The 26,119-nt window shown below is 65.3% G+C and carries 30 protein-coding genes and 1 pseudogene; 19 read left to right on the forward strand and 12 right to left on the reverse strand.

The features are described from left to right. Positions 1-64: 64 nt before the first annotated feature. Positions 65-562 carry a thiol peroxidase gene (tpx, locus tag MKAN_RS01070; protein WP_023364353.1) on the forward strand — a complete coding sequence of 166 codons (498 nt, stop codon included), beginning with the start codon at positions 65-67 and terminating at the stop codon, positions 560-562. Positions 563-807: 245 nt separating this feature from the next. Here the strand turns inward: tpx and MKAN_RS01075 are convergent, their stop codons facing one another. Beyond that, positions 808-1,704: a DMT family transporter gene (locus MKAN_RS01075; protein ID WP_036395855.1), complete on the reverse strand. Its 897-nt coding sequence runs from the start codon at positions 1,702-1,704 to the stop codon at positions 808-810. A 133-nt stretch (positions 1,705-1,837) separates the two neighbouring features. On the opposite strand from MKAN_RS01075, the gene pcaDC reads away from it, so the two are divergent. The 3 genes from pcaDC to MKAN_RS01090 all read left to right on the forward strand — a co-directional run bounded on the left by pcaDC (position 1,838) and on the right by MKAN_RS01090 (position 5,355). Continuing rightward, positions 1,838-3,001 (forward strand): bifunctional 3-oxoadipate enol-lactonase/4-carboxymuconolactone decarboxylase PcaDC, encoded by a 1,164-nt coding sequence (gene pcaDC, locus MKAN_RS01080; protein ID WP_023364357.1) that lies wholly within the window; start codon positions 1,838-1,840, stop codon positions 2,999-3,001. A 325-nt stretch (positions 3,002-3,326) separates the two neighbouring features. Beyond that, positions 3,327-3,884: a chorismate--pyruvate lyase family protein gene (locus MKAN_RS01085; protein ID WP_036395853.1), complete on the forward strand. Its 558-nt coding sequence runs from the start codon at positions 3,327-3,329 to the stop codon at positions 3,882-3,884. Between the two features lie 286 nt (positions 3,885-4,170). Beyond that, on the forward strand, positions 4,171-5,355 hold the full coding sequence (locus tag MKAN_RS01090; protein WP_036395851.1) for a 4-hydroxybenzoate 3-monooxygenase: 1,185 nt from the start codon (positions 4,171-4,173) through the stop codon (positions 5,353-5,355). 92 nt (positions 5,356-5,447) lie between these two features. Here the strand turns inward: MKAN_RS01090 and MKAN_RS01095 are convergent, their stop codons facing one another. The 3 genes from MKAN_RS01095 to MKAN_RS32835 all read right to left on the reverse strand — a co-directional run bounded on the left by MKAN_RS01095 (position 5,448) and on the right by MKAN_RS32835 (position 7,012). Next, complete coding sequence (locus tag MKAN_RS01095) at positions 5,448-5,867, reverse strand: NYN domain-containing protein (protein WP_023364365.1); 420 nt, start codon at positions 5,865-5,867, stop codon at positions 5,448-5,450. 27 nt (positions 5,868-5,894) lie between these two features. Then, positions 5,895-6,176: a hypothetical protein gene (locus MKAN_RS01100; RefSeq protein ID WP_023364367.1), complete on the reverse strand. Its 282-nt coding sequence runs from the start codon at positions 6,174-6,176 to the stop codon at positions 5,895-5,897. Between the two features lie 191 nt (positions 6,177-6,367). Then, on the reverse strand, positions 6,368-7,012 hold the full coding sequence (locus tag MKAN_RS32835; RefSeq protein WP_023364370.1) for a PE family protein: 645 nt from the start codon (positions 7,010-7,012) through the stop codon (positions 6,368-6,370). A gap of 531 nt (positions 7,013-7,543) precedes the next feature. Between MKAN_RS32835 and MKAN_RS01110 the strand changes: the two genes are divergently transcribed. Together MKAN_RS01110 and MKAN_RS01115 are read left to right on the forward strand one after the other, a co-directional pair. Continuing rightward, positions 7,544-7,879 (forward strand): PE family protein, encoded by a 336-nt coding sequence (locus MKAN_RS01110; protein ID WP_023364371.1) that lies wholly within the window; start codon positions 7,544-7,546, stop codon positions 7,877-7,879. Positions 7,880-8,069: 190 nt separating this feature from the next. Beyond that, positions 8,070-8,429 (forward strand): annotated as a pseudogene (locus MKAN_RS01115) (hypothetical protein); the annotation flags it as partial. A 122-nt stretch (positions 8,430-8,551) separates the two neighbouring features. Here MKAN_RS01115 and MKAN_RS01120 read toward each other — a convergent pair. After that, the gene (locus MKAN_RS01120) at positions 8,552-9,217 is read right to left on the reverse strand and encodes a response regulator (protein WP_023364375.1); all 666 of its coding nucleotides are present in this window, start codon (positions 9,215-9,217) and stop codon (positions 8,552-8,554) included. Then, positions 9,199-10,884: a sensor histidine kinase gene (locus MKAN_RS01125; RefSeq protein ID WP_023364376.1), complete on the reverse strand. Its 1,686-nt coding sequence runs from the start codon at positions 10,882-10,884 to the stop codon at positions 9,199-9,201. The genes MKAN_RS01120 and MKAN_RS01125 overlap by 19 nt, the downstream gene beginning before the upstream one ends. A 279-nt stretch (positions 10,885-11,163) precedes the next feature. Between MKAN_RS01125 and MKAN_RS01135 the strand changes: the two genes are divergently transcribed. From MKAN_RS01135 to MKAN_RS01145, 3 genes are all read left to right on the forward strand, one after another. Then, positions 11,164-12,075 carry an NAD-dependent epimerase/dehydratase family protein gene (locus MKAN_RS01135; RefSeq protein ID WP_023364380.1) on the forward strand — a complete coding sequence of 304 codons (912 nt, stop codon included), beginning with the start codon at positions 11,164-11,166 and terminating at the stop codon, positions 12,073-12,075. 256 nt (positions 12,076-12,331) lie between these two features. Continuing rightward, positions 12,332-13,156 (forward strand): hypothetical protein, encoded by an 825-nt coding sequence (locus MKAN_RS01140; RefSeq protein ID WP_023364382.1) that lies wholly within the window; start codon positions 12,332-12,334, stop codon positions 13,154-13,156. Further along, positions 13,153-13,884 (forward strand): hypothetical protein, encoded by a 732-nt coding sequence (locus tag MKAN_RS01145; protein ID WP_023364384.1) that lies wholly within the window; start codon positions 13,153-13,155, stop codon positions 13,882-13,884. Before MKAN_RS01140 ends, MKAN_RS01145 begins: the two co-directional genes overlap by 4 nt. A gap of 60 nt (positions 13,885-13,944) precedes the next feature. On the opposite strand, the gene MKAN_RS01150 is transcribed toward MKAN_RS01145, so the two are convergent. Together MKAN_RS01150 and MKAN_RS01155 are read right to left on the reverse strand one after the other, a co-directional pair. Next, positions 13,945-14,211 carry a hypothetical protein gene (locus tag MKAN_RS01150; RefSeq protein ID WP_023364386.1) on the reverse strand — a complete coding sequence of 89 codons (267 nt, stop codon included), beginning with the start codon at positions 14,209-14,211 and terminating at the stop codon, positions 13,945-13,947. A gap of 142 nt (positions 14,212-14,353) precedes the next feature. Further along, a complete protein-coding gene (locus MKAN_RS01155; RefSeq protein WP_036395844.1) occupies positions 14,354-14,626 on the reverse strand; it encodes an EF-Tu/IF-2/RF-3 family GTPase in 273 nt (90 codons plus the stop codon). A 91-nt stretch (positions 14,627-14,717) separates the two neighbouring features. Here MKAN_RS01155 and MKAN_RS01160 point away from each other — a divergent pair, with 91 nt between their 5' ends. Beyond that, positions 14,718-15,086, forward strand: coding sequence for a hypothetical protein (locus MKAN_RS01160; RefSeq protein WP_023364389.1), 369 nt, complete (start codon positions 14,718-14,720; stop codon positions 15,084-15,086). On the opposite strand, the gene MKAN_RS01165 is transcribed toward MKAN_RS01160, so the two are convergent. Continuing rightward, entirely contained in the window at positions 15,087-15,950 is an 864-nt protein-coding gene (locus MKAN_RS01165) for a glycoside hydrolase family 16 protein (RefSeq protein WP_036395771.1), read from the reverse strand. A gap of 65 nt (positions 15,951-16,015) precedes the next feature. Next, complete coding sequence (locus MKAN_RS01170; protein ID WP_023364394.1) at positions 16,016-17,029, reverse strand: NADP-dependent oxidoreductase; 1,014 nt, start codon at positions 17,027-17,029, stop codon at positions 16,016-16,018. A 100-nt stretch (positions 17,030-17,129) separates the two neighbouring features. Here MKAN_RS01170 and MKAN_RS01175 point away from each other — a divergent pair, with 100 nt between their 5' ends. The 3 genes from MKAN_RS01175 to MKAN_RS01180 all read left to right on the forward strand — a co-directional run bounded on the left by MKAN_RS01175 (position 17,130) and on the right by MKAN_RS01180 (position 19,636). Next, a complete protein-coding gene (locus MKAN_RS01175; protein ID WP_023364397.1) occupies positions 17,130-17,987 on the forward strand; it encodes a class I SAM-dependent methyltransferase in 858 nt (285 codons plus the stop codon). A 312-nt stretch (positions 17,988-18,299) separates the two neighbouring features. Next, complete coding sequence (locus MKAN_RS29085) at positions 18,300-18,506, forward strand: hypothetical protein (protein ID WP_080673969.1); 207 nt, start codon at positions 18,300-18,302, stop codon at positions 18,504-18,506. 86 nt (positions 18,507-18,592) lie between these two features. Continuing rightward, the gene (locus MKAN_RS01180) at positions 18,593-19,636 is read left to right on the forward strand and encodes a M48 family metallopeptidase (protein WP_036395842.1); all 1,044 of its coding nucleotides are present in this window, start codon (positions 18,593-18,595) and stop codon (positions 19,634-19,636) included. 7 nt (positions 19,637-19,643) lie between these two features. Here the strand turns inward: MKAN_RS01180 and MKAN_RS01185 are convergent, their stop codons facing one another. Both MKAN_RS01185 and MKAN_RS01190 read right to left on the reverse strand, forming a co-directional pair. Further along, positions 19,644-20,816, reverse strand: coding sequence for a hypothetical protein (locus MKAN_RS01185; protein ID WP_023364400.1), 1,173 nt, complete (start codon positions 20,814-20,816; stop codon positions 19,644-19,646). 3 nt (positions 20,817-20,819) lie between these two features. Next, a complete protein-coding gene (locus MKAN_RS01190) occupies positions 20,820-21,479 on the reverse strand; it encodes a cutinase family protein (RefSeq protein WP_371686058.1) in 660 nt (219 codons plus the stop codon). Between the two features lie 155 nt (positions 21,480-21,634). On the opposite strand from MKAN_RS01190, the gene MKAN_RS01195 reads away from it, so the two are divergent. The 6 genes from MKAN_RS01195 to MKAN_RS01220 all read left to right on the forward strand — a co-directional run bounded on the left by MKAN_RS01195 (position 21,635) and on the right by MKAN_RS01220 (position 26,041). Next, entirely contained in the window at positions 21,635-22,159 is a 525-nt protein-coding gene (locus MKAN_RS01195; RefSeq protein ID WP_023364405.1) for an LLM class flavin-dependent oxidoreductase, read from the forward strand. An 11-nt stretch (positions 22,160-22,170) separates the two neighbouring features. Beyond that, entirely contained in the window at positions 22,171-22,401 is a 231-nt protein-coding gene (locus MKAN_RS01200) for a DUF167 domain-containing protein (RefSeq protein ID WP_023364407.1), read from the forward strand. 98 nt (positions 22,402-22,499) lie between these two features. Continuing rightward, positions 22,500-22,784 carry a hypothetical protein gene (locus tag MKAN_RS01205; protein ID WP_133163504.1) on the forward strand — a complete coding sequence of 95 codons (285 nt, stop codon included), beginning with the start codon at positions 22,500-22,502 and terminating at the stop codon, positions 22,782-22,784. Between the two features lie 406 nt (positions 22,785-23,190). Continuing rightward, positions 23,191-23,418 carry a ferredoxin gene (locus tag MKAN_RS01210; RefSeq protein WP_036395838.1) on the forward strand — a complete coding sequence of 76 codons (228 nt, stop codon included), beginning with the start codon at positions 23,191-23,193 and terminating at the stop codon, positions 23,416-23,418. Further along, positions 23,415-24,857, forward strand: coding sequence for an NAD(P)/FAD-dependent oxidoreductase (locus MKAN_RS01215; protein WP_023364414.1), 1,443 nt, complete (start codon positions 23,415-23,417; stop codon positions 24,855-24,857). Before MKAN_RS01210 ends, MKAN_RS01215 begins: the two co-directional genes overlap by 4 nt. Then, positions 24,854-26,041 carry a cytochrome P450 gene (locus tag MKAN_RS01220; protein WP_023364416.1) on the forward strand — a complete coding sequence of 396 codons (1,188 nt, stop codon included), beginning with the start codon at positions 24,854-24,856 and terminating at the stop codon, positions 26,039-26,041. Before MKAN_RS01215 ends, MKAN_RS01220 begins: the two co-directional genes overlap by 4 nt. Positions 26,042-26,119: the final 78 nt, after the last annotated feature.

Consider the following 26,119-nt stretch of genomic DNA (forward strand, 5'->3'; position numbering starts at 1 on the left):
GGACATGCGCGCCGTCTTCGGACCTGCTCACAACTCCCAATCCCGACCTTGGCAGACTGTGCCCATGGCACAGATAACCCTGCACGGTAATGCGATCAACACTGTCGGCGAGCTGCCCGCGGTCGGATCTTCGGCCCCGGCGTTCACGCTGACCGGCGCCGATCTCGGGCCCGTCGGCAGCGACCAGTTCCGCGGCAAGGCCGTCGTGCTGAATATCTTTCCGTCCATCGATACGCCGGTATGCGCAGCCAGCGTGCGGACCTTCAACGAGCGTGCCGCCGCAACCGGCTCGACAGTGGTGTGCGTGTCGAAAGACCTGCCGTTCGCGCTGAAGCGATTCTGCGGTGCCGAGGGGATCGAGAACGTCACGACGGCCTCGGCGTTTCGGGACAGCTTCGGTGAGGACTACGGCGTCACCATCGCCGACGGCCCCATGGCCGGCCTCTTTGCCCGAGCCATCGTGGTGATCGGCGGCGACGGCAACGTCGCCTACACCCAGCTGGTACCGGAAATCGGGCAAGAGCCCGATTACGACGCCGCGCTGGCCGCAGTTAGCGGCTGACGTTCGGGCTGCCCAGCACTGACCACCTGGTAGCCGGATCGGTTGCTGTGGATGTGTCAGCCGCGCGCTCTTGTCGGCGACTGTCAACGGAGATCGCCGGAAACATCTGAACAGATCCAGCACGGCATGTCGGCCCATTCGCACGATCAACGGGATCAGGGCCACCGCCGGTGTCGCTGGCGTATCTATCACGTCTATCAGGCGATGGGCAGGAAGGTCGCCGGCGGTGCAGGTCTGGCCCTCGATCAACCGGCTGGCCGACGACGCTGCGTCAGCGCCGCGCCGAGTAATACCAGCGCCGCGCCCCCGAGCAGACTCCATCCAACCGGCTCGTGCAGAAATATGGCGCCCACGGTAACAGCGACTACCGGGATCAGATACGTCACGGTGGAAGCAGCCGTGGCGCCGGCATCACGAATGATGCTGTGCTGCAAGACATACGCAAGTCCCGTGCCCAGGACACCAAGAGCCAGAACGGCAGCGAGGGTGGTAGTGCCCATTGTGGGAATCCGCGGCGCCGTGGCCAGGCAAAGCAATATCAATTGCGCACTGGCGAGGCTGAGCTGACCGGCAGTGAGCACCAAGGGCGAATAACCGGTGTGCCGGAGGAAATGGCGGACGTACACCCATCCGAACCCCTGACAGGCCGCTGCCGCGACTGCCACCAACACACCGCCAGTGTCGGCATGGACACCGTCCCACACCCGCAGAACCACCGCCACACCGGTTAGACCGATGAGGATCCCCAATACGGTATGTACCGTCGCACGCTCGTCATGCAGAACGGTAAACGCAAATAACACGGTGAATAGCGCTGACGTCCCGTTTGCCACTCCGGCCACTGCTGAAGACACGTGCCGCTCAGCGTAGCCGTACAGCGAAAACGGCGCGGTGTTGAGGAAAAGGGCGGCTACGAAAAGGTGCATCCACAATCGCTGTGTGTGCGGTAGCGCTAGGCGCCTCACCGCAACGCCAGGAGCTACCGCAAGAGCCCCTAGCAGGCAGCGACCGAGCGTGATCTCGGCCGGCGACAAATCCGCCAAAGCAACTTTGATGAACAAGAAGCTGCAACCCCAGATGATGGCCAGCAACCCAAGTTTGAACTGCCAAACCAACAATCGGCCACCAAGGCCCGCTAACATACCCTGCGTCACACGCCTAGCATCCCCGCGCGGATACCCCGAAACAAGCGAATTCAATGCCTGGCGCCGACGACTTTGGGAAAATCAACTCGGTCGACAGCGAGTTTCGACATGTGAACGTCAAGGAGGCGACATGGCGGTCCCACGCCTGATCGCAACGGATTTCGGCGGTCCCCACGACGCGGGCGTGCTACTTCTCGGGCCATCGCTGGGCACGACGGCGAACGCTCTGTGGGCGGACGCGGCCGAACGGCTCGCCGACTACGTGCACGTCGTGGGCTGGGACCTGCCCGGCCATGGCGACAGCCCCACCGCCACATCACCGTTCACCATCGCCGAGCTGGCGCAGGCGGTGTTGATGTTGGCCGACGAGATCGCCGGTGCACGCACCTTTCACTACGCCGGGGTTTCCATCGGCGGGGCGGTCGGGCTTCAATTACTCCTCGATGCGGCGGACCGGCTGACTTCCGCGACATTGCTGTGCACCGGCTCAACGATCGGCATGGCCGAAGATTGGAAGGTCCGCGCGGCGCGGGTTCGGGAAGAGGGCATCAGCGCGCTCGCAGAGTGCGCGCCTAAGCGCTGGTGCTCCGCCGGGTTTCGCGACCGTCGACCGGCCGTTGTCGCACGATTGCTCGGCGTGCTCGGCGTGACCGACGCCGAATCTTATGCTCTGGCATGCGAAGCGCTGGCAGACTTCGACGTCGCCGGCCGGCTGACTCGCATCACCACCCCGGTCCTGGCGATCGCAGGCGCCGAAGATTGGGTAACGCCCCCGGAATCTTTGCGCCAGATTGCATTCGGGGTCGGTGACGGCCGGGTGGAGGTCCTCGATGAAGTTGGCCACCTAGCCCCCGTCGAAGCGCCCGAGCAAGTCGCGGACCTGATACTCAGCCGCATCAACACCCGGGACAACGTCTACGAGGCAGGCATTGCGGTACGGCGAGAAGTCCTCGGCGATGCACATGTTGACCGCATCATCGCCGAGAAGACGGACTTCACATCCGACTTCGAGGACATGATCACCCGCTACGCGTGGGGCAGCGTGTGGACCCGTCCCGGGCTAGACAGGCGCAGCCGATCGATGATCACGTTGAGCGCGTTGGTAGCGTGCGGCCACCCCGACTATCTGCCCATGCATCTTCGGGCCGCACGACGAAATGGCCTCAGCAATGACGAGATCAAGGAGCTGTTGATGCACCTGGCGATCTACGTCGGTGTACCGGAGGTCAATTATGCCTTCCAGATCGCAAAAGAGGTGCTCGCCGACTACGACGAAGAAGAAGCCACACGATGACGCACCGCAATTTTCGGCGGTCGCCGATGGCCGATTGTACGCGACCGAAGGTCGCTTCCCACGAGCCGTCGATGTTGTCAAATACACCGGTGCCGGGTGTTGAGTTCAACCTTTGCTAGCCCATTGCCCAGCTTGCGAGCTTTCTCCCCGCGACGTACCATGCAAGGGTCAATCTTGCAGACGCTGATTGCCCAATGATCTGTCAGAAATTATTAGTAGCGGCAGTTTCTAGTTAATTATCGATTCCCGGCAAGCCAAGAATGCGCCCAATATATCGAGTCCCCCGGCGGACTTAATGCATTGGGCCGGGGACAGGAGTGAAAATATGACGCGAACCATGTTGTCCGACATAGACATACGAGAGCTCGACCGCGACCTGCAAATCCTTCTCGCGACGAACGGTACCCTTACCAGGATCCTCAAGATCATCGCGGATGATGAGATCGTCGTGGAGATCATCAATCAACAGATTCATCCCACCGCGCCCGAAATACCTGACTTGGAGCGCCTACCCGATAGCCGGATTTTGCAACGCCAAACAATACTCAAAGGCCTTAGTTCGGGCGAAGAATTTATAGCCGCAGAAGCCTTGATCGCAATGGATCTGCTGCCAACGGCGATTCTGCGGAAACTGACGGAAACAGACCATCCCATTGGGGAGCTGATGGTAGCCAGTTGTCTGGAGGTGTTCAAGGAGACGGCCGAAATCTGGGAAGGGGAGTTGCCCGATTGGCTGGTCTCGACGTCCGAAAGGAAATCACCCGCACACGCCATTGCGCGGCGGTATCATATGATCGTAGACGGCCAATCTGTTATTGTTCTTACTGAGCACTTTCTGCCCGGCATTTTTCGCGGCCGCACTATGCGGAATTGGGCAAGCTAACGCAACACCAGGTGCGAAGTAACAGCCATCCGAGGCGGCCGTTGCTCTGAAACCGCTTGCGCCAGTGCACTACTGAGACGGCAAAGAATGCGCCACATCTTTTCCGTGACCTGCCTGAGCCACGAGGGAACGCTCGACGACGCGATATGCGCAATTCGCCTCATGCCGAAGCGCCTGCTGATGACCATCCGAATGATCAGTTGCCCTGCTGCTCGCCGACCCGTCAGGGCCGAGACCGGCAGCCCCGTTCTTTTGTGAGCGGCCCACTGTGTTGTTCACTTGGGCCGTGCGCACCCAGGTCGCAATCGTTGGAGCCGGTCCAGCCGGCATGCTGCTGTCACACCTGTTGGCCGCCGAAGGCGTGGACTCGGTGGTCCTCGAAGCCCGTTCCCAGGACTACGTCTTAGGGCGCATCCGCGCCGGCATCCTGGACCACTGCTCCGTCCAGCTCCTCCAGTCGGTGGGGCTGGGCCGGCGGCTGACCGAAGACGGAATCGAGCATGGCGGAATTTATCTGCAGTGCGAAGACGAACGCCAACGTCTTGACTTCGTCGACCTGGTTGGTCGCAGCGTGTGGGTGTACGGACAAACCGAACTCCAACGCGACCTGATTGCCGCCCGCGAGGCCGCGGGTCAAAGCATTTTTTATGAGGTCGCCGACGCTGCCTTGTACGACATCGACACGGAGCGGCCGTATCTCACATTCATCGACGGCGACGGGTTACCGCACCGGCTTGACACCGATGCGATCGTCGGGTGCGACGGCTCGCTCGGACCCAGCCGCGCGTCCGTACCCGAAAGCGCCAAACAGGTTTGGGAACGCACTTACCCCTATTCGTGGTTGTCAGTCCTGGCCGACGTCGCACCGTCAACCGACGAACTGATCTATGCGTGGCACCCGGAGGGCTTCGCGTTGCACTCCATGCGCTCCAGCACGGTGAGCAGGTTGTATCTGCAAGTTTCCAACCACGACACCCTCGCTTCCTGGACTTTTCAACGCATCTGGGATGCCCTCGCACGCCGACTCGGTGACGGCATCGAGGGCTGGTCGCTTCGCCGGGGCCCGATTGCGGAACGCAGCGTCCTGGCGATGCGAAGCTATGTGCAGGCCCCAATGCGGTACGGCCGGTTGTTCCTGGCGGGCGACGCCGCGCACATCCTTCCGCCGACCGGTGCCAAAGGGCTGAACCTGGCCATTGCCGATGTCGCGTTGCTCGCTCCCGCCCTGAGCGCGTTGGTTAGACGGAACCAGGCAGAACTGGCCGACGCCTACTCCGCGGCCGCACTGCGCAGGGTCTGGCGATACACCCACTTCTCATGGTGGATGACCACCATGTTGCACACCACCGGAGACCCGTTCGACGCGCAGTTGCAGCGGTCTCAGCTGCACTGGCTGTACTCGAGCGACGCCGCCGCAATGGGGCTGGCGGAGAACTACACCGGCCCGCCGTTGCGAGTGAGTGATCTTTAATGGCCACGCGACTCGTACCCAGCGACGGGCCGCGCGTCGGCTGCGGCGTCACGAGTCGCCCTGGCTGAACCCCGCCCCTGCGGCGTGAGTACTCATTGAAGGCCACCGTGATCCGCGGATCCGATGGCGCGCGGGTCGATGAGGTCACGAAAACGTTCCGCCGGGTAGACGGAAGCGCCTAACCGCCGGACCCGGTCGGTCAACGCCTTGTCCGATGTCACGACTGCAATCGCATCCGGTCGGGCGTCGGCTTGCACCAGCCGCACGATTTCGTCGTCAGCGGAGTTGGCGGCCGCTTTAGGCGCATACGCCACCTCGACCACCGATGAACCGATAGCGCGCGACGGGGGTCGCTCGAAGACCACGGTCACGTGGTTACCGTCCGCACCTTGCCCCTCAGCTGCCCACCGGTCCAGCCTGTCCACCAGCGCGACCATGGCGCCGTGTCGGTCCTTCCACCAACCGTCCGGGCGACTCCCGATCACGTTCATACCGTCGACGATCCAGCGCACACCTCACCGTACGATGCGAGATCCTGGCTAGAACCACCAGCGTTTCCGGTATTTTCGGTTGATCTCTTTCCGGAACTTCTCCACGTGCTGCTCAGCGGCGGCCGCTTCCAGCGACCCGAGAGCGTTGACCACCTCCAGGTGCGAAAGGATGAGCAGGCCGTTCAACTGCTTGAGTCGTTCCGGATTGTTCGCCAGCGACTCCTGGTCATCGATGTAGATGAGCAAGAAGTCGCGCAGCGCCTGGCTGCCGGTCAACTGCTCCGGGATTTTCATCTCCCGCAAGATGGTGGCCATATCCGGGTTGGTCACTACACCCTCTCTTTCGCTTCCTGCGCTACCACGGGACAGCGCAAGCGTAGGAGATGCGGGCCGCGGTTCGGCGAAGCGCCGCAGACTGAACCGTGATGTGCGACTGTTCACTACCGCATGCAGTGGGTCGAACGCCTGCCACAGATGCGCGGTTCAGCCAGCGAACAACAACTGCGGGACGGACAAATTTGTCAGGCCAGGCGTTCACCGGATTGCGCGTCGGCCTGCTCGTCGCGTTCGCGTTCGTCCTGATCCCCAGGTCCGGTAGCTGACGCCAGACCTGCCTTTGAGGCACCGCCGGCCGGTGCGCCGCCGCCCATTCCGCTGCCCAGCGGGGCCGCGCCACTCATCGCCGATGATCCGGCGTTGGCGGCGGTCGAGGCCAGCGGCGAGGATGACGCTTCCACCACCTGCGACATCAGCGGCGCGCGCACGGCCGGCTCGGCCGCTGCCTGAACTGCCCCGGGGCCCATGAGTCCCGGGCCAAGCGTTGCGCCGGAGCCACCCGCGGCCGAGCGGGATATCGCCGCACCACGGAAGGCCAGGGCGTCGGCGGCGCTGTCGTCGGCGTCACCGTACATCCGGGCGATGTTGGTCAGCGCCGAACCGGTCCGCATCAGCTCTTCTTGAGCCGCTACGTTGGACGCCAACATCGAGGCGGCCTCCTGCGCAAACGCCATCACCGCCTGCGCCGAGACCTCCTCAGCGCCTGCGGGGATCAGGCCGGTCAGCACCGTCATCGCCGCGGTGCTGCCCGCGCTTATGCCCTGGCTGCCGATGTCGACCAACTGCGAACCGATGTCGCCTGCCGACGGGTCGTGTGACATGGTGTCCATTTGCCTGCTGCTCCTATGTATTTGTGCGCGGACATGACCGTGGTCGTGACCGCCTAGAAATTCAACGATCAGCGGGGCCCGTGGCGCGGCTGCTGCCGCAAACTCCGGTACAGCTGCGCTGCACGATTGTTCAATTCTAAGGCCTCGCGGAGCCCTAGCCAGCCACTTTCTTTTCAGGACGGCTGGTGGCGGCGCCAGCGGGCACGTTGCCGGAATCCCCGGGGTCAATTGTGACGCAGCGCACCATGCCGCCTGTGCTATCGCGCGGGAAAATCACCGGGCTCAGGCTGCCGGCGCCGGGCTTGAGCATAATGCGCAAAAGCTGGAAATCGTCACTTATGCCCGGTATCGCCTACAAGCGCGACACAAGAGCAGCGACGTCTTAAATTCGGTCTCACAAGCACCGAAGACATTCGCGATCACCACGCGAAAGTTCAATTGGCGCGGATTGAATATCCATTCTCGAGTTGCCGTTCTGCCACTTTCCCACCGGGCAGACGGCTTCGACACGAGCAAACGAGGAGTACGTCGATGCAGCCCATGTCATTTGATCCGGTGGTGGCCGACATCGGTAGCCAGGTGGCCGATCTGGGTACCCGCTCCCTGCAGGCCGGCGCCACGGCGGTGAGCTCGGTGACCGGCCTCGCTCCCGCCGGGGCGGATGAGGTCTCAGCGCAGGCGGTAACGGCCTTCCACACCCAAGCAGCTTCGATGCTGGCACTGAACCAGGCAGCGCAGGAAGAGCTGGTGCGAACCGGTGCCGCGTTCAGGCAAGTCGCCCAGTCTTACACCGACGTCGATGAAGCCGCCGCCGAGAGCGTACTGTTGGCCCTCTTTCCGATGACTAACCCGTGGCTGGCCTGGTGAGCCCACTGGCCGGTCGATTGTCAGTGTAATCACCATCGGCCATTTCTTGGCGGACCCAATTATCCGGCGACCAAATAATTTCCGAATCAGACCGAAATCAGACGGGAATAAAGTCATGGTTGCATCCTGCAGCGTCAAAGAATGGTCCTCGGGTGACTGGCTCACCGCGCCGACACCGGGTCCCGGCGAAATCAACAATGTCATTGACCTGGCCGACCAAGCCATGTTCCTCGGCGAGCAGGCAACAGGGGCCACCGGCCTGCTGCAGTGCGCCTGGGTATATAACCGCGGGCTCGACTTCGACGGCCTGCGCCGATTCCATCGTCATCTGCAGCAGGGACGGTTGTCCCGCAGCATCGAGCGGTCACGATTGCCGTTCGGCCGCCACTGCTGGGTATCGCCACGGCGCTCGTCCGGCCTGGAGATCGCGCCGATTCGCCCGCGCGAGGAATTCGACGCGTGGTTGATCGAGCAGGCGGGCAGCCCCGTCAAGGCCGAACAAGGACCCGCATACCACCTCGCCGTGCTGCCGTTCACCGACGGCGGTTCTGTGCGACATGACCTGGTACCCACCCTGCGCGAGTTCTCACTTACCGCGACCACCGGCTGGCCAGGCCCCGAACCGCTGGACGGGGCCGCGTATACCGCCGCCATCTTGGCCGGTTGACCCGCTCAGCGCGACACGATCGCCGCGAATTCCTGCTCGGGCCGGCCGGTCGCGCCGTAGCGCAGCCCAACGCTCACGTCGCCGCTGGAGGCCATCGCCGCCAGATAGCGCTGTGCGGTGGCTCTGGATATCCCGATGGCCGCGGCTACCTCGGCCGCCGACATGGGTGTCTGTGACGTCTTCAATGCCTGTAGCACAAGCTGTTTGGTGGGGGAGGCCGCGGTTGCCGAGGACTGGGCGGGGGCCAGACGGGGGCGAAGCGCATCCAGCGCCGCGTCGACGTCGCGGGCACTGAGGTTGGCACCGGCCAGGATCTTCCGGTAGCGGGCGTAGCCGGACAGCCGCGCGGCGAGCTCGGTGGTCGGGAACGGCTTGACAAGGTAGCTCAACGCGCCCGCGGCCATGGCGGCGCGGACGGTCTCTGCTTCGGTCGCCGCGGTCAAAATCATGCTGTCGGAACGCAGTTCGCGAACGAAATCGATTCCGGAGCCGTCGGGCAGGTATACGTCTACCAGCGCCAGGTCGACAGCAGGCGCCTCGCGCGCGGCCGCAACGGTGTTGGCGGTACCGGTCACCGTGAAACCCGGCATCGCGGCAACGACCCCGGCATGCATGTTGGCGACGCGGAAGTCGTCGTCGACCACCAGCACGCTCAGGTCTGAGCCACCCATTGCCCCTCCTCGGCCAGCACGCCCGGCAGCCGGGCGATGAACTCTGCACCCCGCAGCGGTGCTGCCGGGTCGCCCGGGCTCGAGAGCCAAAGATCGCCGCCCAGGGAACGGCTGATCTGTCGCGACAACGCCAGCCCGATTCCGCGCCCGCCCGGTATTCCGGAGTCTTGCTTCGTCGTGGTGCCCTCGGTGAACAGCTGCTCGACGAATTCGGGTGCCACACCGTCGCCACTGTCGGCCACCGTGAGATGCAATGTCGAATCTTCTTGCAGCAGCTCGATTTCCACTTCCCGGGGAGCGTTTCGGCTCACCCGGGCGGCGTCGATCGCATTGTCCAGCAGGTTGCCCACCACGGTGGTGACGTCGACGGGCAACTCGAGCCGGCCGGTAATCCAGGTGTTCTCGCCGATGCCCAGCGTGACTCCGGCCTCGCGGGCGGCCGCGGCCTTGGCCGCCAGGAACGCCTGCAGGTGCGTGTCCCGGATGGCGTCGATGCCCGGTACCGCGGACGCCAGTGGACCCGACCCGAGTAGCTCCTCCAGATACTGCAAGCCCTCATCGAGGTGGCCGGTGTGCAACAGCCCGTTCAGCAGGTGCAGGCGATTGGCGAACTCATGGCGTTGCGCGCGCAGCGCAGTGCTCATCACCTGCACCGCATCGAGTTGGCGGGTCAGCGACTCGACATCGGTCCGGTCCCGCACCACCAATACCGTTCCCAGCTCGCGGCCGTCGCGGGATACCTTTCGCGCCGAGACCACGACGATGCGTTGGCCGACCGTGGCCAGCGTGGGAGCGGCCTCGGCCGCGGTGAACACGTCGAGAACGCGTGGGGTCAGCCCGATCTGGTCGATGCGGCGGCCCACGTCGTTAGCGATCTCGAGCAATCGGCACGCTTCGTCGTTGACGAAGGTGATGCTTCCGGTTTCGTCGGCCGCCAGGACACCCTCGCCGATACCGTGCAGCACGGCCGCCTGGGTGCGGACCAGCTCGGCCATCTCGGCCGGCCGCAGCCCCAGGGTCAGCCCGCGCCAGCGCCTGGCCAAAGCTACCGAGCCGGCCACACCGATCAGCAGCGCCGCGCCGCCCAACGGGGCCAGCACCCGCAGATTCTTGGAGAACTGCTCGTCGAACGCCTTGGTGGAGATGCCCACGCTGACCATGCCCAGCACCCGATTTGAACCGGGTTCCACCACAGGCACTTTCGCGACGATCGACCGCCCAAGGGTGCCGGATTGGTGGATTACCTGTTCGTGTCCGGCCAGCGCCTCGGCGGGATCGGTGCTGACCCGGCCGCCCAACTCGTCACGACGCGGGTGCGCAAGCCGGATGCCCTGGTTGTTGGCGATGACCACGAACTGCACATGGGTACGTTGCTCGACTCGTGAGGCAACGCTTTGCAGTGGTCCGGTCGCCAGCTCGTCGATCAATGCGGGGCTCGGGGCCAACGGGTTCTGGTCGTAGCGCGAGATGTTGGTGAGCACCGTGGGGGACGACGCCACCACACGAGCGATGTCCAACGCGTGAACACCGTACTGAAGGTCTAGGCGGTGCCGATTGAACTGGGCGAACAACGCGAATGCGACGACCAACGTCAGCGTCACGAGCACCAGTTGCAGCAGCAGAACCCGGCTGGCGAGCCGCAAGTCGATACGACCCCGGTACGCCATGAGGGGACCTTACCGCGCCGATGAGCAGAATGCGCGAAAGTCTGCGGGTCTTGGCTTCCCGGACCGGATCGGGGTTGCCGGCGGCGCCGGGCGCTCAGCACGATGTAGCCGGCACCGGCTCGATGAAGATGAACACCGTTGCCTCGCAAACCAATTGGCTGCAAGAGCGGGGCCCGGCGGGCCGCTCAGCGACGAACCCTTGGAATCCGGCCGAGGCGCGCGCACCGCCGGCCGACCGATCGGATCCCGCAAGGCGCTAAGCCGCTTACTATCGCCGTCATGCCCGACTCAAAAATCCTGATCACCGGTGTCACCGGCCAGGTCGGCGCACCCGTCGCCCGGGCCCTGGCGGCCGACAACGAGGTCTGGGGCATCGCCCGCTTCGCCGACGCCGCCGCCCGTGCCGGCCTCGAGAAGGCCGGTGTCCGCTGCCAATCGGTCAACCTGGCCGCCGGCGACTTCACCGCGATCCCGTCCGACTTCGACTACGTCCTCAACTTTGCGGTGGCCAAAAGCGGTCACTGGGACAAGGACCTGAGCGCCAACGCGGAGTCAATTGGTCTGCTGATGGCGCGGTGCCGCGGCGCCAAGGCGTTCCTGCACTGCTCATCAGCGGCCGTTTACGATCCGCCGGACGACCTGCCGCGCACCGAGGGTGCGGCCCTCGGCGACAACCACCGGTTTCTGTTCCCCACGTATTCGATCTCCAAGATCGCCGGTGAGGCGGTCGCCCGGTCGACGGCACGGATCCTGGAGCTACCCACTACCATCGCCCGCCTCAACGTGCCGTACGGCGACGCCGGCGGCTGGCCGTATTTCCATATGGAGATGATGCTCGCCGGCATTCCGATCCCGGTTCCGCCCGGCGGACCGGCACGCTACAACCCGATTCATCAGGATGACATCATCGCCACTATCCCGAAACTGCTTGCGGTGGCATCGATTCCGGCGACCACGGTCAACTGGGCCGGTGACCAGATTGTCAGCATCCAGGAGTGGTGCGCCTACCTGGGCACCCTGATCGGCAAGGAGCCGTTGTTCACCGAGAGCGATCGGGCGCTGCGCGGGAATCCCGTCGACGTGACCCGGATGCGCGAACTCATCGGCAGCGCAACCACAGTCGACTGGCGCGAGGGATTACGTCGGATGGTGGCCAGATTTCACCCGGAGTTGGTTCACGCCCGACAGTAACGAAATGCCGCAGCGCCGGCCCACCGGAATAAGTTTCGCGAGTTTGGTCCGGCGGTCCCAGCTTGCCTTCGACCTGCGACTGACGTGACATCGGAGTATCGATGCCGCGTCGACCACGACGCCGTAGCAGCCGTTTTTGCCGAAACGGAGCACTGTGTCGATCGGATTGACGGCTGGGCGGCCGCGATAGTGTTACGCCGGCGACCCCGGTGGCGATGCGGACGTCGCACCGGCCGGCCCGCGGGAGGAGTCGCGAATGGGATCCCAGGCCGCAGGACCCGGTACTGCGCGCCGCCAACCATGGGCCCGGCTGGTAGGGGCCGTCGCTCTTGCCGTGCTGGCCGCGTGCGGTGCGGCCTTGGTGCTGACGGCTCCCCGCTCGGATACCGCCCCGGCGAACCTGGCATCGCGAACCGACTGGGACCTGGCGACTGCGTTGCCCGCCGGCGCCGACTTCCCGTCCGACTGGGGATATTCGTTGACGGGGCGGTTGCGGCGAGCCGCGACAGCAGATCCTGGGGCGTTGAGTGCGGCGCCTCATCAGGACCCGGCAGCGGCCTACGAACCGGGCAGCTGCGGCGACATTCCCAAGCTCCTGGACCATGCCGGGGGTGCGTTGGCCGCATACGTCCAGGTCGACCGTTACGCCCAACTATTCGTGCAGGACGCGGCGGCGGCCGACTTCGCCGCGACCGGCGAAGGCCGCGAGCACGGACCCAATGCCCGCTTCGCCATCTGGGTCGTTCCGGACGCGGCGGCACGGATCGCGAACTACCTGGATTGGCTGAGCCGTTGCGGCTCCTATCGCGTCACCAACTATTTCTTCGATGGCCGGGTCAAAAACCATCGGACCGTCACCACTCAGGTGGGAGCGCACTCGGCCGCCGGCGCCGATGCCGCCGTCACAGTCACCAGAACATTCACCACGATCGGTAGCCGCGACCCTTCGTCGACCTACCACGTCACGTATTACGCGGTGCGCGGCGTACTACTCGAATGCACTATCTACATGGAGGGTCCCGAGCTCGATCTGGTGCAGAAGCTCGCCGGCCGAACGCTGCAACGGCTACGCGCGCTATGAACCGGCTCTCGCAGCGGCCATGGGTGATCGCGGCCGCGCTGTGCGTGCTGGCGGCGGCCGCCATCGTGATCACCGCACCCGGGGTGCTCAGCGCCTGGCGGCATAGCAATCCCGCGGCCCCGCGCTCACTCGCACCGAAGCTGGCCTCGTTGAGCGACCAACAACTGGCGGAGTTGCTGCCCAAATCGAGCGATTTTCCTGCCTCGTGGACCGTCAGCGATATCAAAGAACTGTCCGATACGTTCGGGTACTTCAGGTACCACGTGTCCGACGAAGGCCTAGGCTTCAGCCCCGTCGAATGCTTCGCGGTGGTGGGGGTCGCCTCGACGGGCGCTTTCGATGCGGCCGAGGTGTTCGGCCATGACCCCGCCGATCCGCCGGAGGTCGCCGACCGTCGAGACATCCGGCTCATGGTCGGTCGCGAATTCGATCCCACCGGATTCGACACGTTCACCGGCCTGGTATCACGGTGTCTGCGCTTCAGCAGCGCCGCCGTCGGCTCCTATGAGGTGCGCATCCTCGAGGATTCGCACTCCGCCGACGGACCGCAGCGGTTCCGGTACTCGATCACCGCAACCATTGGCGGAGAGCCGGACGCCGCCCGGACCGATTACTACTCCTACGCGCGCACTTCGGGACTGATTCTGAGCGGCACGGCCAGCACTGGGCACCAGCAACTCTTCGATGCCCTCTTCGACAGCACGCTGCGCCGAATCTCCAACCGCTGACCTGCCTACAGACGGCACCGTGCCGAACCTGGGTCCGGCACGGTTCGTCGCCGCGAGCCATCAATGGTCAGCGCCGGGTCCCTTGAAGTAGCGGGTCAGGAAGCCGGTAGCCGCGATCGCCGCGATGGCGCCGGTCACGGTCCACAGCACGAACTGGAAAGCCACCGAGCCCATGAACCAGCCGAACGTCATCGAAAGGTACAGCAGCCAGATCACCCGGTAGAAGGACCACGCCGCCAGCAAGCCGAGGCTGATGCCGATCGCCAGGCTTGGTTGGCGATCGACGCGGTTGATCTTTTCTTCGATGCCGGCGGGAATGATGTTCATGGGCTCTTCCTTTCGCGTGAGGCGCCGCCTCGGTGGCGTCGTCGTTGCGACAAGTACAGGGCCGTGAGGTCGCTACCGATCCCAACAATGCGCGCCGGCCGCCGGACCGGACGCCGGCGGGCGGGTCCGGGAAGACCTGGCGCTACGCCAGAAACACACCCGCCGACGAGGTGATCACGTCCCCGGCGGCCAGGTCGCGGTTGCTCAGCTTTTTGAAGAGCAGGCCGACGTTGTCACCGGCGGTCGCTGTATCCAGCTTCTTACGGAACGCCTCGATGGCGTCGACCCGCACCCCGGGTCCGTCGTTGATCCGCACCTCGTCGCCGACGCGTAATTGCCCGTATTCCACGCGGCCGGTGGCCACGATCCCGCGACCGCGGATGAAGAACACGTCCTGGACCGTCATGCGAAACATGCGGCAACGGTACTGTGTTCCGGCCCGCGCCGGTTCCCGGGTCTGGCCGGCCAGATCGACGATCACCGGACGGCGCCGTACCCTGACGGACATGAACTGGTTGCGGCGAGCGAGGAAAGCCGCTGCGGGCCAACGAGTCACGCGTGCTGACCAGCAGCGGGCAGTGGACGCGTTCGCCGAACTCACCACGCTCAACGCCGACCGGGAACGGCTGCTGCGCGACGGCTTGGTGGGTATGGCCACAATCGTCGGGATCCGCCGCAACGTCGCGACCACAACGCTGGGATCCTGGCATGAGCTGGAACTGGATGTGCAACTGCCAGAACGTGATTCGTACCGCGCGACGCGGCGCATCGCGCTTGAGCTGGCGACGGCCCCGCATCTCGCGGTCGGCGCCGAGGTGCCGGTGCGGGTGGATCCCCGGGACCCGTCGAAAGTCCTCGTGGTCGAGACGTTGTGACTACCAGACCCGCACCCAGTCGACGAGCATCTGGGCTGGATAGCTGCCCGGCCCGGGGTCGCCGCCGCCGGAGCCGGCGACCGCGAGGTTCAGCACCGGAGCCACGGTGTAGCCGGGATCGTTGAACGGCCAGTCCGGCAGCGAGTGCGCCGCCACCGTGAAGTACGGCTGCGCGCCGTCGACATAGTCTTGCCAGAACCGCATCCCGGTCTCATCCCATTGACATCGCCAGGTGTGCCACCCACTGTCCAGCGCGATGTTGCGCGTCTTCCATTCGGAGCCATTCGATTTGGCGTGGACGGTGGTGGCCGACGGCCAGCTGCCGTTGCCGTACCACTCGAGGATGTCGATTTCGCCGCGGTCTTCATTGGACAACCACCACGCCGGCCAGCATCCGGCGGTCAGGCAGTCGAGTTTGACGCGAGCCTCCCAGGTGTGGCCGATGCCGCCCCGCCACGGGCTCTGCAGCTTGCCTGAATAATAGGTCCCGCCGTCTTTCGCGGCCCGGATGACCAGGTTGGAATGGCCGTCGAGGAACACATTCTGGCGATCGTCGCGGTACTGCCCGACGTTCTCGGGCCGCTCCCAGTACGTCGGATCCTTCATCTGTTCGCGCGCCCGGGCTATGGTCCACTTCGACGAATCGGGTGCCGAACCGGCCGGGCCGTCGAACTCGTCGTGGAAAACGTAGTTGGTCGACTGGCCATTGGGTGCCGGCGCCGCGGGCATCGGCGTTCGTCCCACCGCTGCGCCGCGTCGGGACGGGTCGGCATGCGCCCTGGGGACCGGATTCGCCACCCCTAGCACGCCAAATACTCCGAAGCCCGTCATCAGCATCATGCGACGACGATCCATCTCAGGCATAAGCCAGGGACGATAGCAGCCCTGGACAACCCGCGCCGTACCGCGCTAAACCGCGATCGACCGGGTTACCCGGACACCTTGACCACGAGCTTGCCGATGTTCTTGCCGTCGAACAGCATGTTGATCGCCGTGGGCAGTTGCTCGAAGCCCTCCACGACGGTTTCCAGTGGCGTGAGCCTGCCCTGGGCGATAAGCCCGGAAATCTCCGCGATCGCCTCCGGTGCGCGGTGCAGGTGGTCGAGGATGATGAAGCCCTGCAGCGTCGCCCGCTGGACGAGCAGATTGGCGAATGCCCGAGGTCCGGGTGGCGGTTCGGCCGAGTTGTAACCCGAGATCAGACCGCACAACGCGATGCGCGCGCCGACGTTGAGGCGCGCGAAGATCGCGTCCATGATGTCGCCGCCGACGTTTTCGAAGTCGACGTCGATGCCGTGGGGAGTGGCCGCGGCCAGTTGTGCCGGCCAGTCGTCGGCCCGGTGGTCGACAGCAGCGTCGAAGCCGAGCTGTTCGGTGAGCAAAGCACACTTTTCCTGGCCTCCGGCGATCCCGACGACGCGCGCCCCGTCGGCTTTGGCGAGCTGGCCGGCAACCGAGCCGACGGCTCCGGCGGCGGCCGACACCACCACCGTCTCGCCGGCCCGCGGCCTGCCGACGTCGCGGATCCCGATCCACGCCGTGAGCCCGGTCATCCCGAGTGCGCCGAGGTAAGCGCTGGGGGAGACGCCCTCGGCGACGTCGACCGGAAGCAACGGCATCGCGTCCGAGACCACCGCGTATTCCTGCCAGCCGACAAGACCCTGCACCGTCTGACCGACCGGGTATCTGGGATTTTTCGACGCGATGACCTCACCGAGCCCGCCCGCACGCATGACCTCGCCGATACCGACCGGCGGCAGGTAGGACGGCATGTCGTTGATCCATGCGCGGTTCGTCGGATCGAGCGATATCCAGTCGACGCGGACGAGCGCCTCCCCGTCGGCGATTTCGGGGACCGGCGCTTCGCTGAGTTCGAAGGTGTCCGCACCGATGCGTCCGGTCGGTCGTTCACGGAGCAGAAATCGGCGGTTGCGATCGGGCATGAGCGCACGGTACCCGACCCGTCAGCGCCGCGGCAGATGCGCCAGATCCTATTTGCTTGCGAATCGCGGCGGACTTCGCCGGGGATGCTATAACGCCTCTATGTCAGGCTCTGAGTCCGGCGATGGGCACGTCATTACGCATGTTTCCGACACGGCCAGGTTGACGGCCCTGCATCGGGCCACCGAATCTTCCCGGCCCGACGCATTGTTCAGCGACCCGCTTGCCCAGCGCCTGGCCGGCCAGCACGGCCGCACGATTGTCCGGCACGCCCCGTGGACACTTCGCAATGGCTGGTGGCTGGTCGCCCGCACCAAAATCATCGACGACACCATTGCCCGGGCAATCGCGGACGGCTGTGACCGAGTGCTCAACCTGGCCGCCGGACTGGACACCCGACCGTATCGGCTGAATCTGCCATCTCATTTGCAATGGATCGAAGCCGATTTGCCGCAGTTGCTGGCCGAAAAAACCGAATTGCTTGCCGACCAGACACCGCGATGCCAACTGACCCGCAGCGCCGTTGACCTGGCCGACCCGCTTGCCCGCGAGGCGTTTTTCGCCGAGGCCCTGGACGGTGCCGCCCGTGCACTGGTCCTGACCGAGGGCTTGCTGATGTATCTCGACGAGCAGGACGTCGTTGCACTTTCGGAAGCGATACGCCGACCCGAAGTCGGGTGGTGGATGCTCGATTTCGCCGGTCCGGGTCTGAAGAAGATGATGAACAAGAGGATGGCCGGCATGCTGGAGAATGCGCCCTTCACATTCGCGCCCGATAACGGGCTGGCCTTCTTCGAAAGCCTCGGCTGGCGAGTAACCGAATCGGAATCGTTGTTTGCGGCCGCAAATCGATTTCACCGGTTGCCCAAATCCATGCGCGCAGTCGCATGGTTGCCCCAGCCCAATCCGCGTCATCCGGGCCGTAGACCTTGGAGTGCGGTCGCCCTGCTCACGCAGTGAATCCACGAACTACACAAATTGACGTCTCCGCGGATTTCCGCTGCGTCCGATAACAATTCGCCCCAGGACCGGGCAACGCGCATCATCAACTGCCGGTTTTCGGATCCACCGGCAATGCAACGACGTCGTCCGGTGACCGGCCCGCGGGCCGCCGCCGGCGCCGGACCTGCGGAAACGCGGGGTGCCCCCGGAAATTCATGGCTAATTCTTATCTAAAGACACGGTTTGATCACAGGTTTGCTAAGAATCCTAACTTTACGTTGCACAGCGCCGTGTGAACCTGAGTCGTTGGGATGAGAGGAGCGGACAATCGTGGCGAAGGCATCAGGGGCAACGGTGATCAGTCTGGAGTCACACCCGGCTTGGATTGCGGCCCAGCGGCGGGAAAGTCAACTCCTCGAAGAGATGCGTCGTCATCCCGCATATCTGGGTCGCCAGCGCGCAGCAGCAATGGGGCATGATGTCGGCACCGGTGCGCCCGCCACCCCAGGATGGGTCAGCGCCGACGCACCGGCCTAAAGCCGGCCTACAGCCTGCCCACATTCAGTTCAATGGCGCCCCGCGCCAGCCTCCGTATCCTGATACGGAACACCGAGGGGAGCGCCATGTCTCAGACACCCGCCACCACCCGCACGACCTTCCCCGGCATCAGCTCGCGCGCCTGGGAGCATCCCGCCGACCGGACCGCGTTATCGGCATTGCGCCGCCTCAAAGGCTTCGACCAAATCCTGAAACTCCTCTCGGGCATGCTGCGCGAGCGCCAACACCGGCTGCTCTACCTAGCCAGCGCCGCCCGCGTCGGGCCGCGCCAATTCGCTGACCTCGACGCCCTGCTGGACGAATGCGCCGACGTTCTGGACGCGCCGGCCAAGCCCGAGCTGTACGTCGTGCAGTCGCCGATCGTGAACGCCTACACGATCGGGATGGAGCAGCCGTTCATCGTGATCACTTCCGCGCTCTACGACTTGATGACCCACGACGAACTCCGATTCGTCGTGGGTCACGAGCTGGGCCACGCGCTGTCCGGGCACGCGGTGTACCGCACGATGATGATGCACTTGATGCGCCTGGCACGGTCGTTCGGCGTGGTACCGGTCGGCGGCTGGGCGCTGCGCGCCATCATCGCCGCCCTGCTGGAGTGGCAACGAAAATCCGAGCTGTCCGGAGACCGGGCCGGGCTGCTGTGCAGCCAGGACTTGGACACCGCGATTCGGGTCGAGATGAAGCTCGCCGGCGGTGGCCGGTTGGACAAGCTCGATTCCGAGGCCTTTTTGGCCCAGGCGCGGGAGTACGCACATTCCGGAGACATGCGCGACGGGCTGCTCAAGCTGCTGAACCTGGAATTGCAGACACATCCGTTCTCGGTGCTGCGGGCCGCCGCCCTGAACAAGTGGGTGGACACCGGCGGCTACGGCAAGGTGATGTCCGGCGACTATCCGCGCCGAGCCGACGACGACAAGTCCTCGTTTACCGACGACCTGGGCCAGGCTGCCCGGCACTACCGCGACGGATTCGACCAATCCGACGACCCGCTGATCAAGGGCATCCGCGACGGCCTCGGCGGCTTCGTCGACGGCGTCGGGCGTGCCGCCACGAGCGCGGCCGATTCGCTGGGCCGCAAAATCAACGAATGGCGGCAGCCCAAATGACGGCTGGTTAGCCGATCGCCGCGACGTCGGCGGGTTCGCACACCCACGCGGCGAACACCGGCACGCCCGCCCACGGATCACCGCGCCGACGCGCACCGGTCACTGCCACCACCGCGTACGGATGACCGAAACGCAGCGTGGCCGACCGCGACGGCACCGACGACACCACCGCGCTGCGTAGGGCAACCGAGGTGACAGCGGCCGCCTCGAATCCCCACCGGCCGTAGCGGGCTGCCGCGGACTGCCGGGCGCTGATGTCCGGGATCCCGGGCGACGTCGTCGTCGCTGCTGCCAGTGCCCGTCCCACCGCGGCGAAACCCAGGCCCGGGTCGGCGGTCAGGTCGTGGTTCGAGGTGGCCTGCCACGCCGGCAACACCACCCGGACCTGCTCACCGCCGGGCCGATGTTCCTGCGTGATCGTCCAGAATTCACCCTCGCCGAGCGTCATGTCCGCTAAGGCACGTCGGCGCACGGTGGAACCGGTTGCTTCTCGCCGGGCAATGTCGTGTGCGGCCGCCAGCACCGCCTCGAACGAAGCGTCTCGGCTCGCGATCACCGACGTCACATGCAGGTCACCGTTGCCGACCGCGGGGTGCACCGCGCCAATGCCCAACTTGCCCAACTTGCCCAACTTGCCCAACTTCTCAATGTCGGTGAAGTAACCGTCGGCGCCGCCGAGCGTCAGGGCGTCAGCCAGCCGCGTGCTCCACGGCGACTGCAGCTCGCGGGCATCGGTGACCTCGTAGGGTCGACGCCAACTGATGCGGGTCGCCAGCGCGCTGGCCAACACCGCCGTCATATCCGACACGGCAACGGGGAAACGCTCGATCAACCCGTCGGTGTGGTCGCGAGCCCACCCATTGGCCTGCTCCTGGCTGGGGACAGGGCCCACATCCACGTCGGCCGGCAGACCACCGGGCCAGTCGTCGAAGCCCCACACCGCCAGCGCGGCCCGGATGACATCCGGCGGGTCGGCGAGCAGTTCGTCCAGCGCCCGGCGCGCATGCTCGGCGTCGGTGCCGAGCACGTCCTCGATGTCGTCTCGGACCCGACCGCGCGCAACCGGCGCGGCCAGGGCGAGGAGCAACCACGCGCCCAACGGCGACGACACCGAGTGCACGCCGGCGTGCACCCGACTGAAACGGCGGGCGTAACGCGTGACGAGTCGCCCGATATCCACCCTCTAGAGCTTGCCGGCGACGAAGTCGGCTGCCTGGTTGACCATGCCCGCCTGGATGTAGGCGCTGGGGTTATGTTGCGGCCAGTTCTGCTTCCAGGTGTTCGGGTCGGCGGGGTTGCAGACGGGGTCGGAGCCGTGGCACAACTCGATGGTCCTGTCGTTGTAGAGCGGGCTGAAGTTGGTGATCGGACCCACCCACTGACTTCCGTTGCCGAACAACGCGACGGCGGCGATGTGCTCGTCGGCGCCCGGGGGTAGCGGGCTGTCGAACCCAAATGCGGACATCGGCACCGCAAGCACAACGTCGGTGACCGCGGCGCCGAGGGAGTAGCCGCCGAGCACCAGCCGGGTGGCCGGGCAGGCATTGATCATGTACTGAACGTGACGGCTCATGTCGTTGGCGCCGACGTCGACCTCGGTGTCGGCCGGGTATTTGACGGCATAGCTGCCCATGCTCCTGCCGCCAACCTTGGAGGCGAGAGTGCTGATAAACGCATTGCCGATCACGCCGGGCCCTGGCGACTCTAATCTGCCGCGGGCGAAGACAACTTCCACCTGCGGGCAATTCGCCGCACTGGCCCGCCGCGGGGCGCCCGGCGCGCCGGGCGGCAACACGGCCGCGGCGATCGTCAGCGCAACGGAGACTGCACCAGCCACCAACAATTGTTCAACCGACTTCACGGCAAGCGGAGCGCGCACACGAAGATGGTAGCCATTCCGGCCCAGCCGTTGGCCGGCTTGACGCTGACTGCCGGCTATTGGCCGCGCATGAGCAGATAAGCGCCACGCGACCGCGGCGCCGACCGTACTATCGCGGCATGCGGATCTCGGTAAAGTTCCACCTGAGTTTCGCATTCCCCGAACTCAACGATTTATGGCGAAGCGCCGATCACCTTGGTTTCGAAGGGATTTGGGACTACGACCACTTCTTTGGACCATCGGAGTTCGACGAGCCGACCTACGAGGGCTGGACGACGCTGGCCGCCATGGCGGCGATTACCGAACAGACTCGGATCGGCTGCCTGGTGACCGGCGTGACGTACCGGAATCCGGCGGTTCTGGCCGAAATGGCGGCCACCGTCGACCACATCTCCGGCGGGCGGCAAAACTTCGGCATCGGCGCGGGATGGCACGAGGCCGAGCATCGTGGGTACGGGATCGCGTTGCCGAGCCCAGTGAGCCGGGTCGCAATGGTCGACGAAGCATTGACGGTGATCCGCAGGCTCTGGACCGAGGAGTTGGTGAACTTTTCGAGCGACTTCTTCACTCTCGAGGACGCGTTCTGCGAGCCCAAGCCCCTTCAGTTTCCGCACCCACCAATCGTGATGGCGAGTACCGGATAGCGGCACCCGGCATGGCCGACATCGTCGTCGTCAAGGTGAAACCCGGCTCTCGCAACGGTCCGCGGGTCGAGACGGTTTCCGGCGTCGAGCTGACGATCTACGTGCCCGAGCCGGCGGTGGGCGGCAAAGCCAACGAAGCGGTTGCCCGGCTGCTGGCAGCTCACTTTCACTTGCCAAGGACCCGAGTCGAATTGGTGTCGGGCGCGCGCTCGCGGCTCAAACGTTTCCGCATCGATCGCTGACCAGCTCCGGTTGCCCGGGTGGGTAGCACCATTGGTGTTGGCCAAGGCGTGCCTGGCCCGTGACCCAACCGCGACGGCGACGCAAGATCCTCAATTGCATGACCGCGTTGACGGCGATCGCTGCGTTGCTGATTGCGCTGGGCGTCGGCTACCGCCTCGGCCGCCGCTCGAGCAGCCCACGCCGGCAGCGCCGAGCGCGCGGGGCGATACTTGCCGACGTAGCGGTCGGTGTCGTCGCGGTGATGGTGGCTCGCCGTATCCGGCGACGGATCCGGCGGCGGGCAGTCAACTCCGTGGCCGTCGGGTTCGCGAAACTGGTTGAGCCGCGGCGAGTTCCGCTGCTATCACCACGGGCGTCGGGTAGCCGTCGCCGCTATCCGTAGCATGGGCACTGTCAGTCGACGTGTTAGCCGAGCCGCCCGATCCAAACCTCGGGGTTACCCGTGACGGAACTCGACTTTCCGTGTGGCCCAGAATGTTTCCTGCCGCGGTACTAGCAGCCGCGGTTCCGGGTGTAAGACGACTTGTTCGGCGAGGTCACCGCGCATCGCCCGGGTGTCGCGGCGCACTCAGTCCCGGGGCTGACTCAGCGACCTGCCGATCGAGTTCAACGGTCAGCGCGCGGAGCGTCCATTGACACTTCGGTTATCGTTCGATAACCTCAGTGACGATGGGTCGATCGCCGACCTGGGGAGACTTCGCCGGGGCTGCATCGAAAACATGGCACTTCGGATGCGCCGCTTCACGCCCTCACGAGAACTCTCGTCCGGCCGCAAAGGAGAATTTGTCTTGCGTATCGTGGTCGACCTGGTGCGTTGTCAGGGCTACGCCCAGTGCTGCTTCCTTGCGCCCCGGGCATTCAAGCTGGCGGGGGAGGAGGCGCTGGTATATCACCCCAATCCGGACGATACGCAACGTCAGCAGATCCTGCGGGCCGCGGCAGCCTGTCCGGTCCAGGCGATCCGGATGGACCCGTTAGAAACTTCGCAACTGGCCCACGAAACGGGGTCAGTATGACCGGCTCGGTTGCCGAGACCCGCCACCGCCGCGGGCGGATCGTGATCGTCGGTGCGTCTCTGGCGGGACTGCGGGCGGCTGAGACGTTGCGCAAGAAGGGTTTTCGCGGAAAGTTGACCCTGATCGGCGAAGAGCCCCACGAGCCCTACGACCGCCCGCCGCTGTCCAAGCAAGTCCTGACGGGCTACGCGCCGGCCGACCAAACCGCGTTGCCGCGCCTGTGCCGGCTCGATGCCGAATGGCGGCTGGGCGTCGCCGCCGTCGGCGTGGATCTGGCCGCGCAGCGGGTGCACCTCGCCGACGGTCAGAAAGTTGGCTTCGACCGCATAATGATCGCCACCGGGGCGCGCGCCCGACCTTGGCCGAACCAAGCGGAAGCCACTCTCGACGGCGTCGGTGTGCTGCGCACGCGCGATGACGCGGCCCGGCTGCGGCAGTACCTGGCCGTCAAGCCGCGGCGGGTGCTCACCATCGGCGCCGGGTTCATCGGCTCGGAAATCGCATCGGTCTGCCGCGAACTAGACCTGCCCGTGACGGTGGTCGATCGGGGCCGGGCTCCGCTGGAGAACGCTTTGGGCGGGGTGATCGGCGACGTCGCCGCGACACTGCAACGACAGCACGGCGTCGATCTGCGCTGCGGCGTCACCGTAACCGAGTTGGAGGACGATGGGAACGGGCGACTCCGGCGCGCTCACCTGTCCGACGGGACCACGCTCGACGTCGAGGTGGCCGTGGTCGCGCTCGGCTCGCTCCGCAATACCGAGTGGTTGCACGACTCGGGGCTGGCCGCCGACAGCAACTGGGGTGTGGCCTGCGACCCGGCCTGCCGCGCCTTCGATCTGAACGGCATCGTCACCGACAATGTCTTCGTCGCAGGCGACGTGGCCCGCGCCGCACACCCGCTCTACGATTTCGAGTTCCTGGGTGTAGAGCACTGGAGCAACGCCGTGGCCCAGGCCGAGGTCGCGGCCCACAATATGGTGTGCGCCCCCGCCCGGCGCCGTCCCTATCTGGCGGTGCCCACGTTTTGGTCCGCCCAGTTCGGCGTCAATATCAAGTCCGTCGGCGTGCCGCGCTTCGCCGATGAGGTCGTCGTCAGCCAAGGCTCGGTCGATAAACACCGGTTCGTCGCCGCCTACGGCAGGCAAGGCCGACTCGTCGGGGCTGTCACCGTCAACCAGGGCATGTGGCTGGACTTCTTCGAACGGCTGATCGCCGAATCGGCACCGTTCCCGCCGGCTGCACCCGGTTTCGACCGACCGGCCGACGCCCAGCCGGTCCCTGCTCGATTCCCGACTCGCGGCCTGCCCAGCCAACAGCCCGACGTCATTCCGATCTGCCACGCATCGAGTGAGCGCCGCGCGACATTCGCACCGCCGCGGCAACGAGCAAGCCAGTCACGAACCTTTCCTGAGCGGACTGAAAGTGAGGCGTCATGACGCGACAGTCCGCGTATCGACAAGTCCTCGACTACGCCAACCGCGCCAACCCATATCCGCTGTACGCCCAGCTGCGGCAGACACCGGTGGCCCGGTACGAGGATGGCAGCTACGTCGTCAGCACCCATCGGGAGATCGTGGCTTTGCTTCACGACCCGCGGATCAGCTCCGACATGACCAAGGGCACCCAGCTCGAGCCTGATCTGATTCCGGGCTTCATCACGCTCGACCCGCCCGAGCACGGCCGGCTGCGCCGCATGGCGATGCGGCATTTCGGTCCGCCGCACCGGGCCGGATGGATCGACGGCATGCGCGACAAGTTCGCCGACATGGTCGAGCGCCTCATCGACGACTGTCGCGGCCGTGGCCAGATAGACATCGTGGACGACCTGGCGTATCCACTTCCGGTGTCGGTGATCTGCGACATGCTCGGGGTCCCGCTCGAGGACGAACCCCGGTTCCAGCGCTGGACACAAGACTTCCTCGACGGCGAATTCGGGACACCCCAACAGCGGCAGCGAGGCGAGCAAGCGATCGCCGAGATGCGGGAATACATCACCGAAATCGCCGAGGCCTATCGCCGCCAGCCGGGGGACAACATACTGTCGCGGTGGGTCACCGACGACAACCCCGACGGCCAGATGAGCACGACCGAGATCGCCGACACGGGAGTCCTGCTGCTCATCGGCGGCCACGAAACTACCGTCAACCTGATCGCCAATGGGATGCTGACCCTACTGCGGCATCCGGAGGTGATGGACCGGCTGCGCCGCGAACCCGACTTCGTCATCCCGTTGGTCGAGGAACTGCTCCGGTATGAGCCACCCGCACAAATCACGCCGCGGGTTGCCTTGGCCGACATCTCCATTGCCGGGGAGACGATCCCACGGGGCGCGAAAGTCAATCTTCTGCTTGCCGCGGGAAATCGGGATCCGCGACGCTTCACCGACCCTGACCTGTTCGTGCCCGACCGCCCGGACAATCAACATCTCGGTTTCGGACACGGCATTCACGCGTGCTTCGGTGCTCCCATGGCTCGGCTCGAGACACAGATCGCGTTGACCGCACTGGTACGCCGGCTGGAATCACCGCGGCTGGTCGCTGATCCGCCTCCGTACCGCAGGAATCCTCTGCTGCGCGGGCCACGCCACGTGGTCGTCACGGTGGACGGGGTACGGGACTGAGCTTCGGCTCCGAATCAACAAGGTGAATCGGATTGCCCCTTTGAAAGCTGGCCCGCGAGGGAGCAGAGTTGGGCTCGT

The organism is Mycobacterium kansasii ATCC 12478 (assembly GCF_000157895.3).
Classification (GTDB): domain Bacteria; phylum Actinomycetota; class Actinomycetes; order Mycobacteriales; family Mycobacteriaceae; genus Mycobacterium; species Mycobacterium kansasii.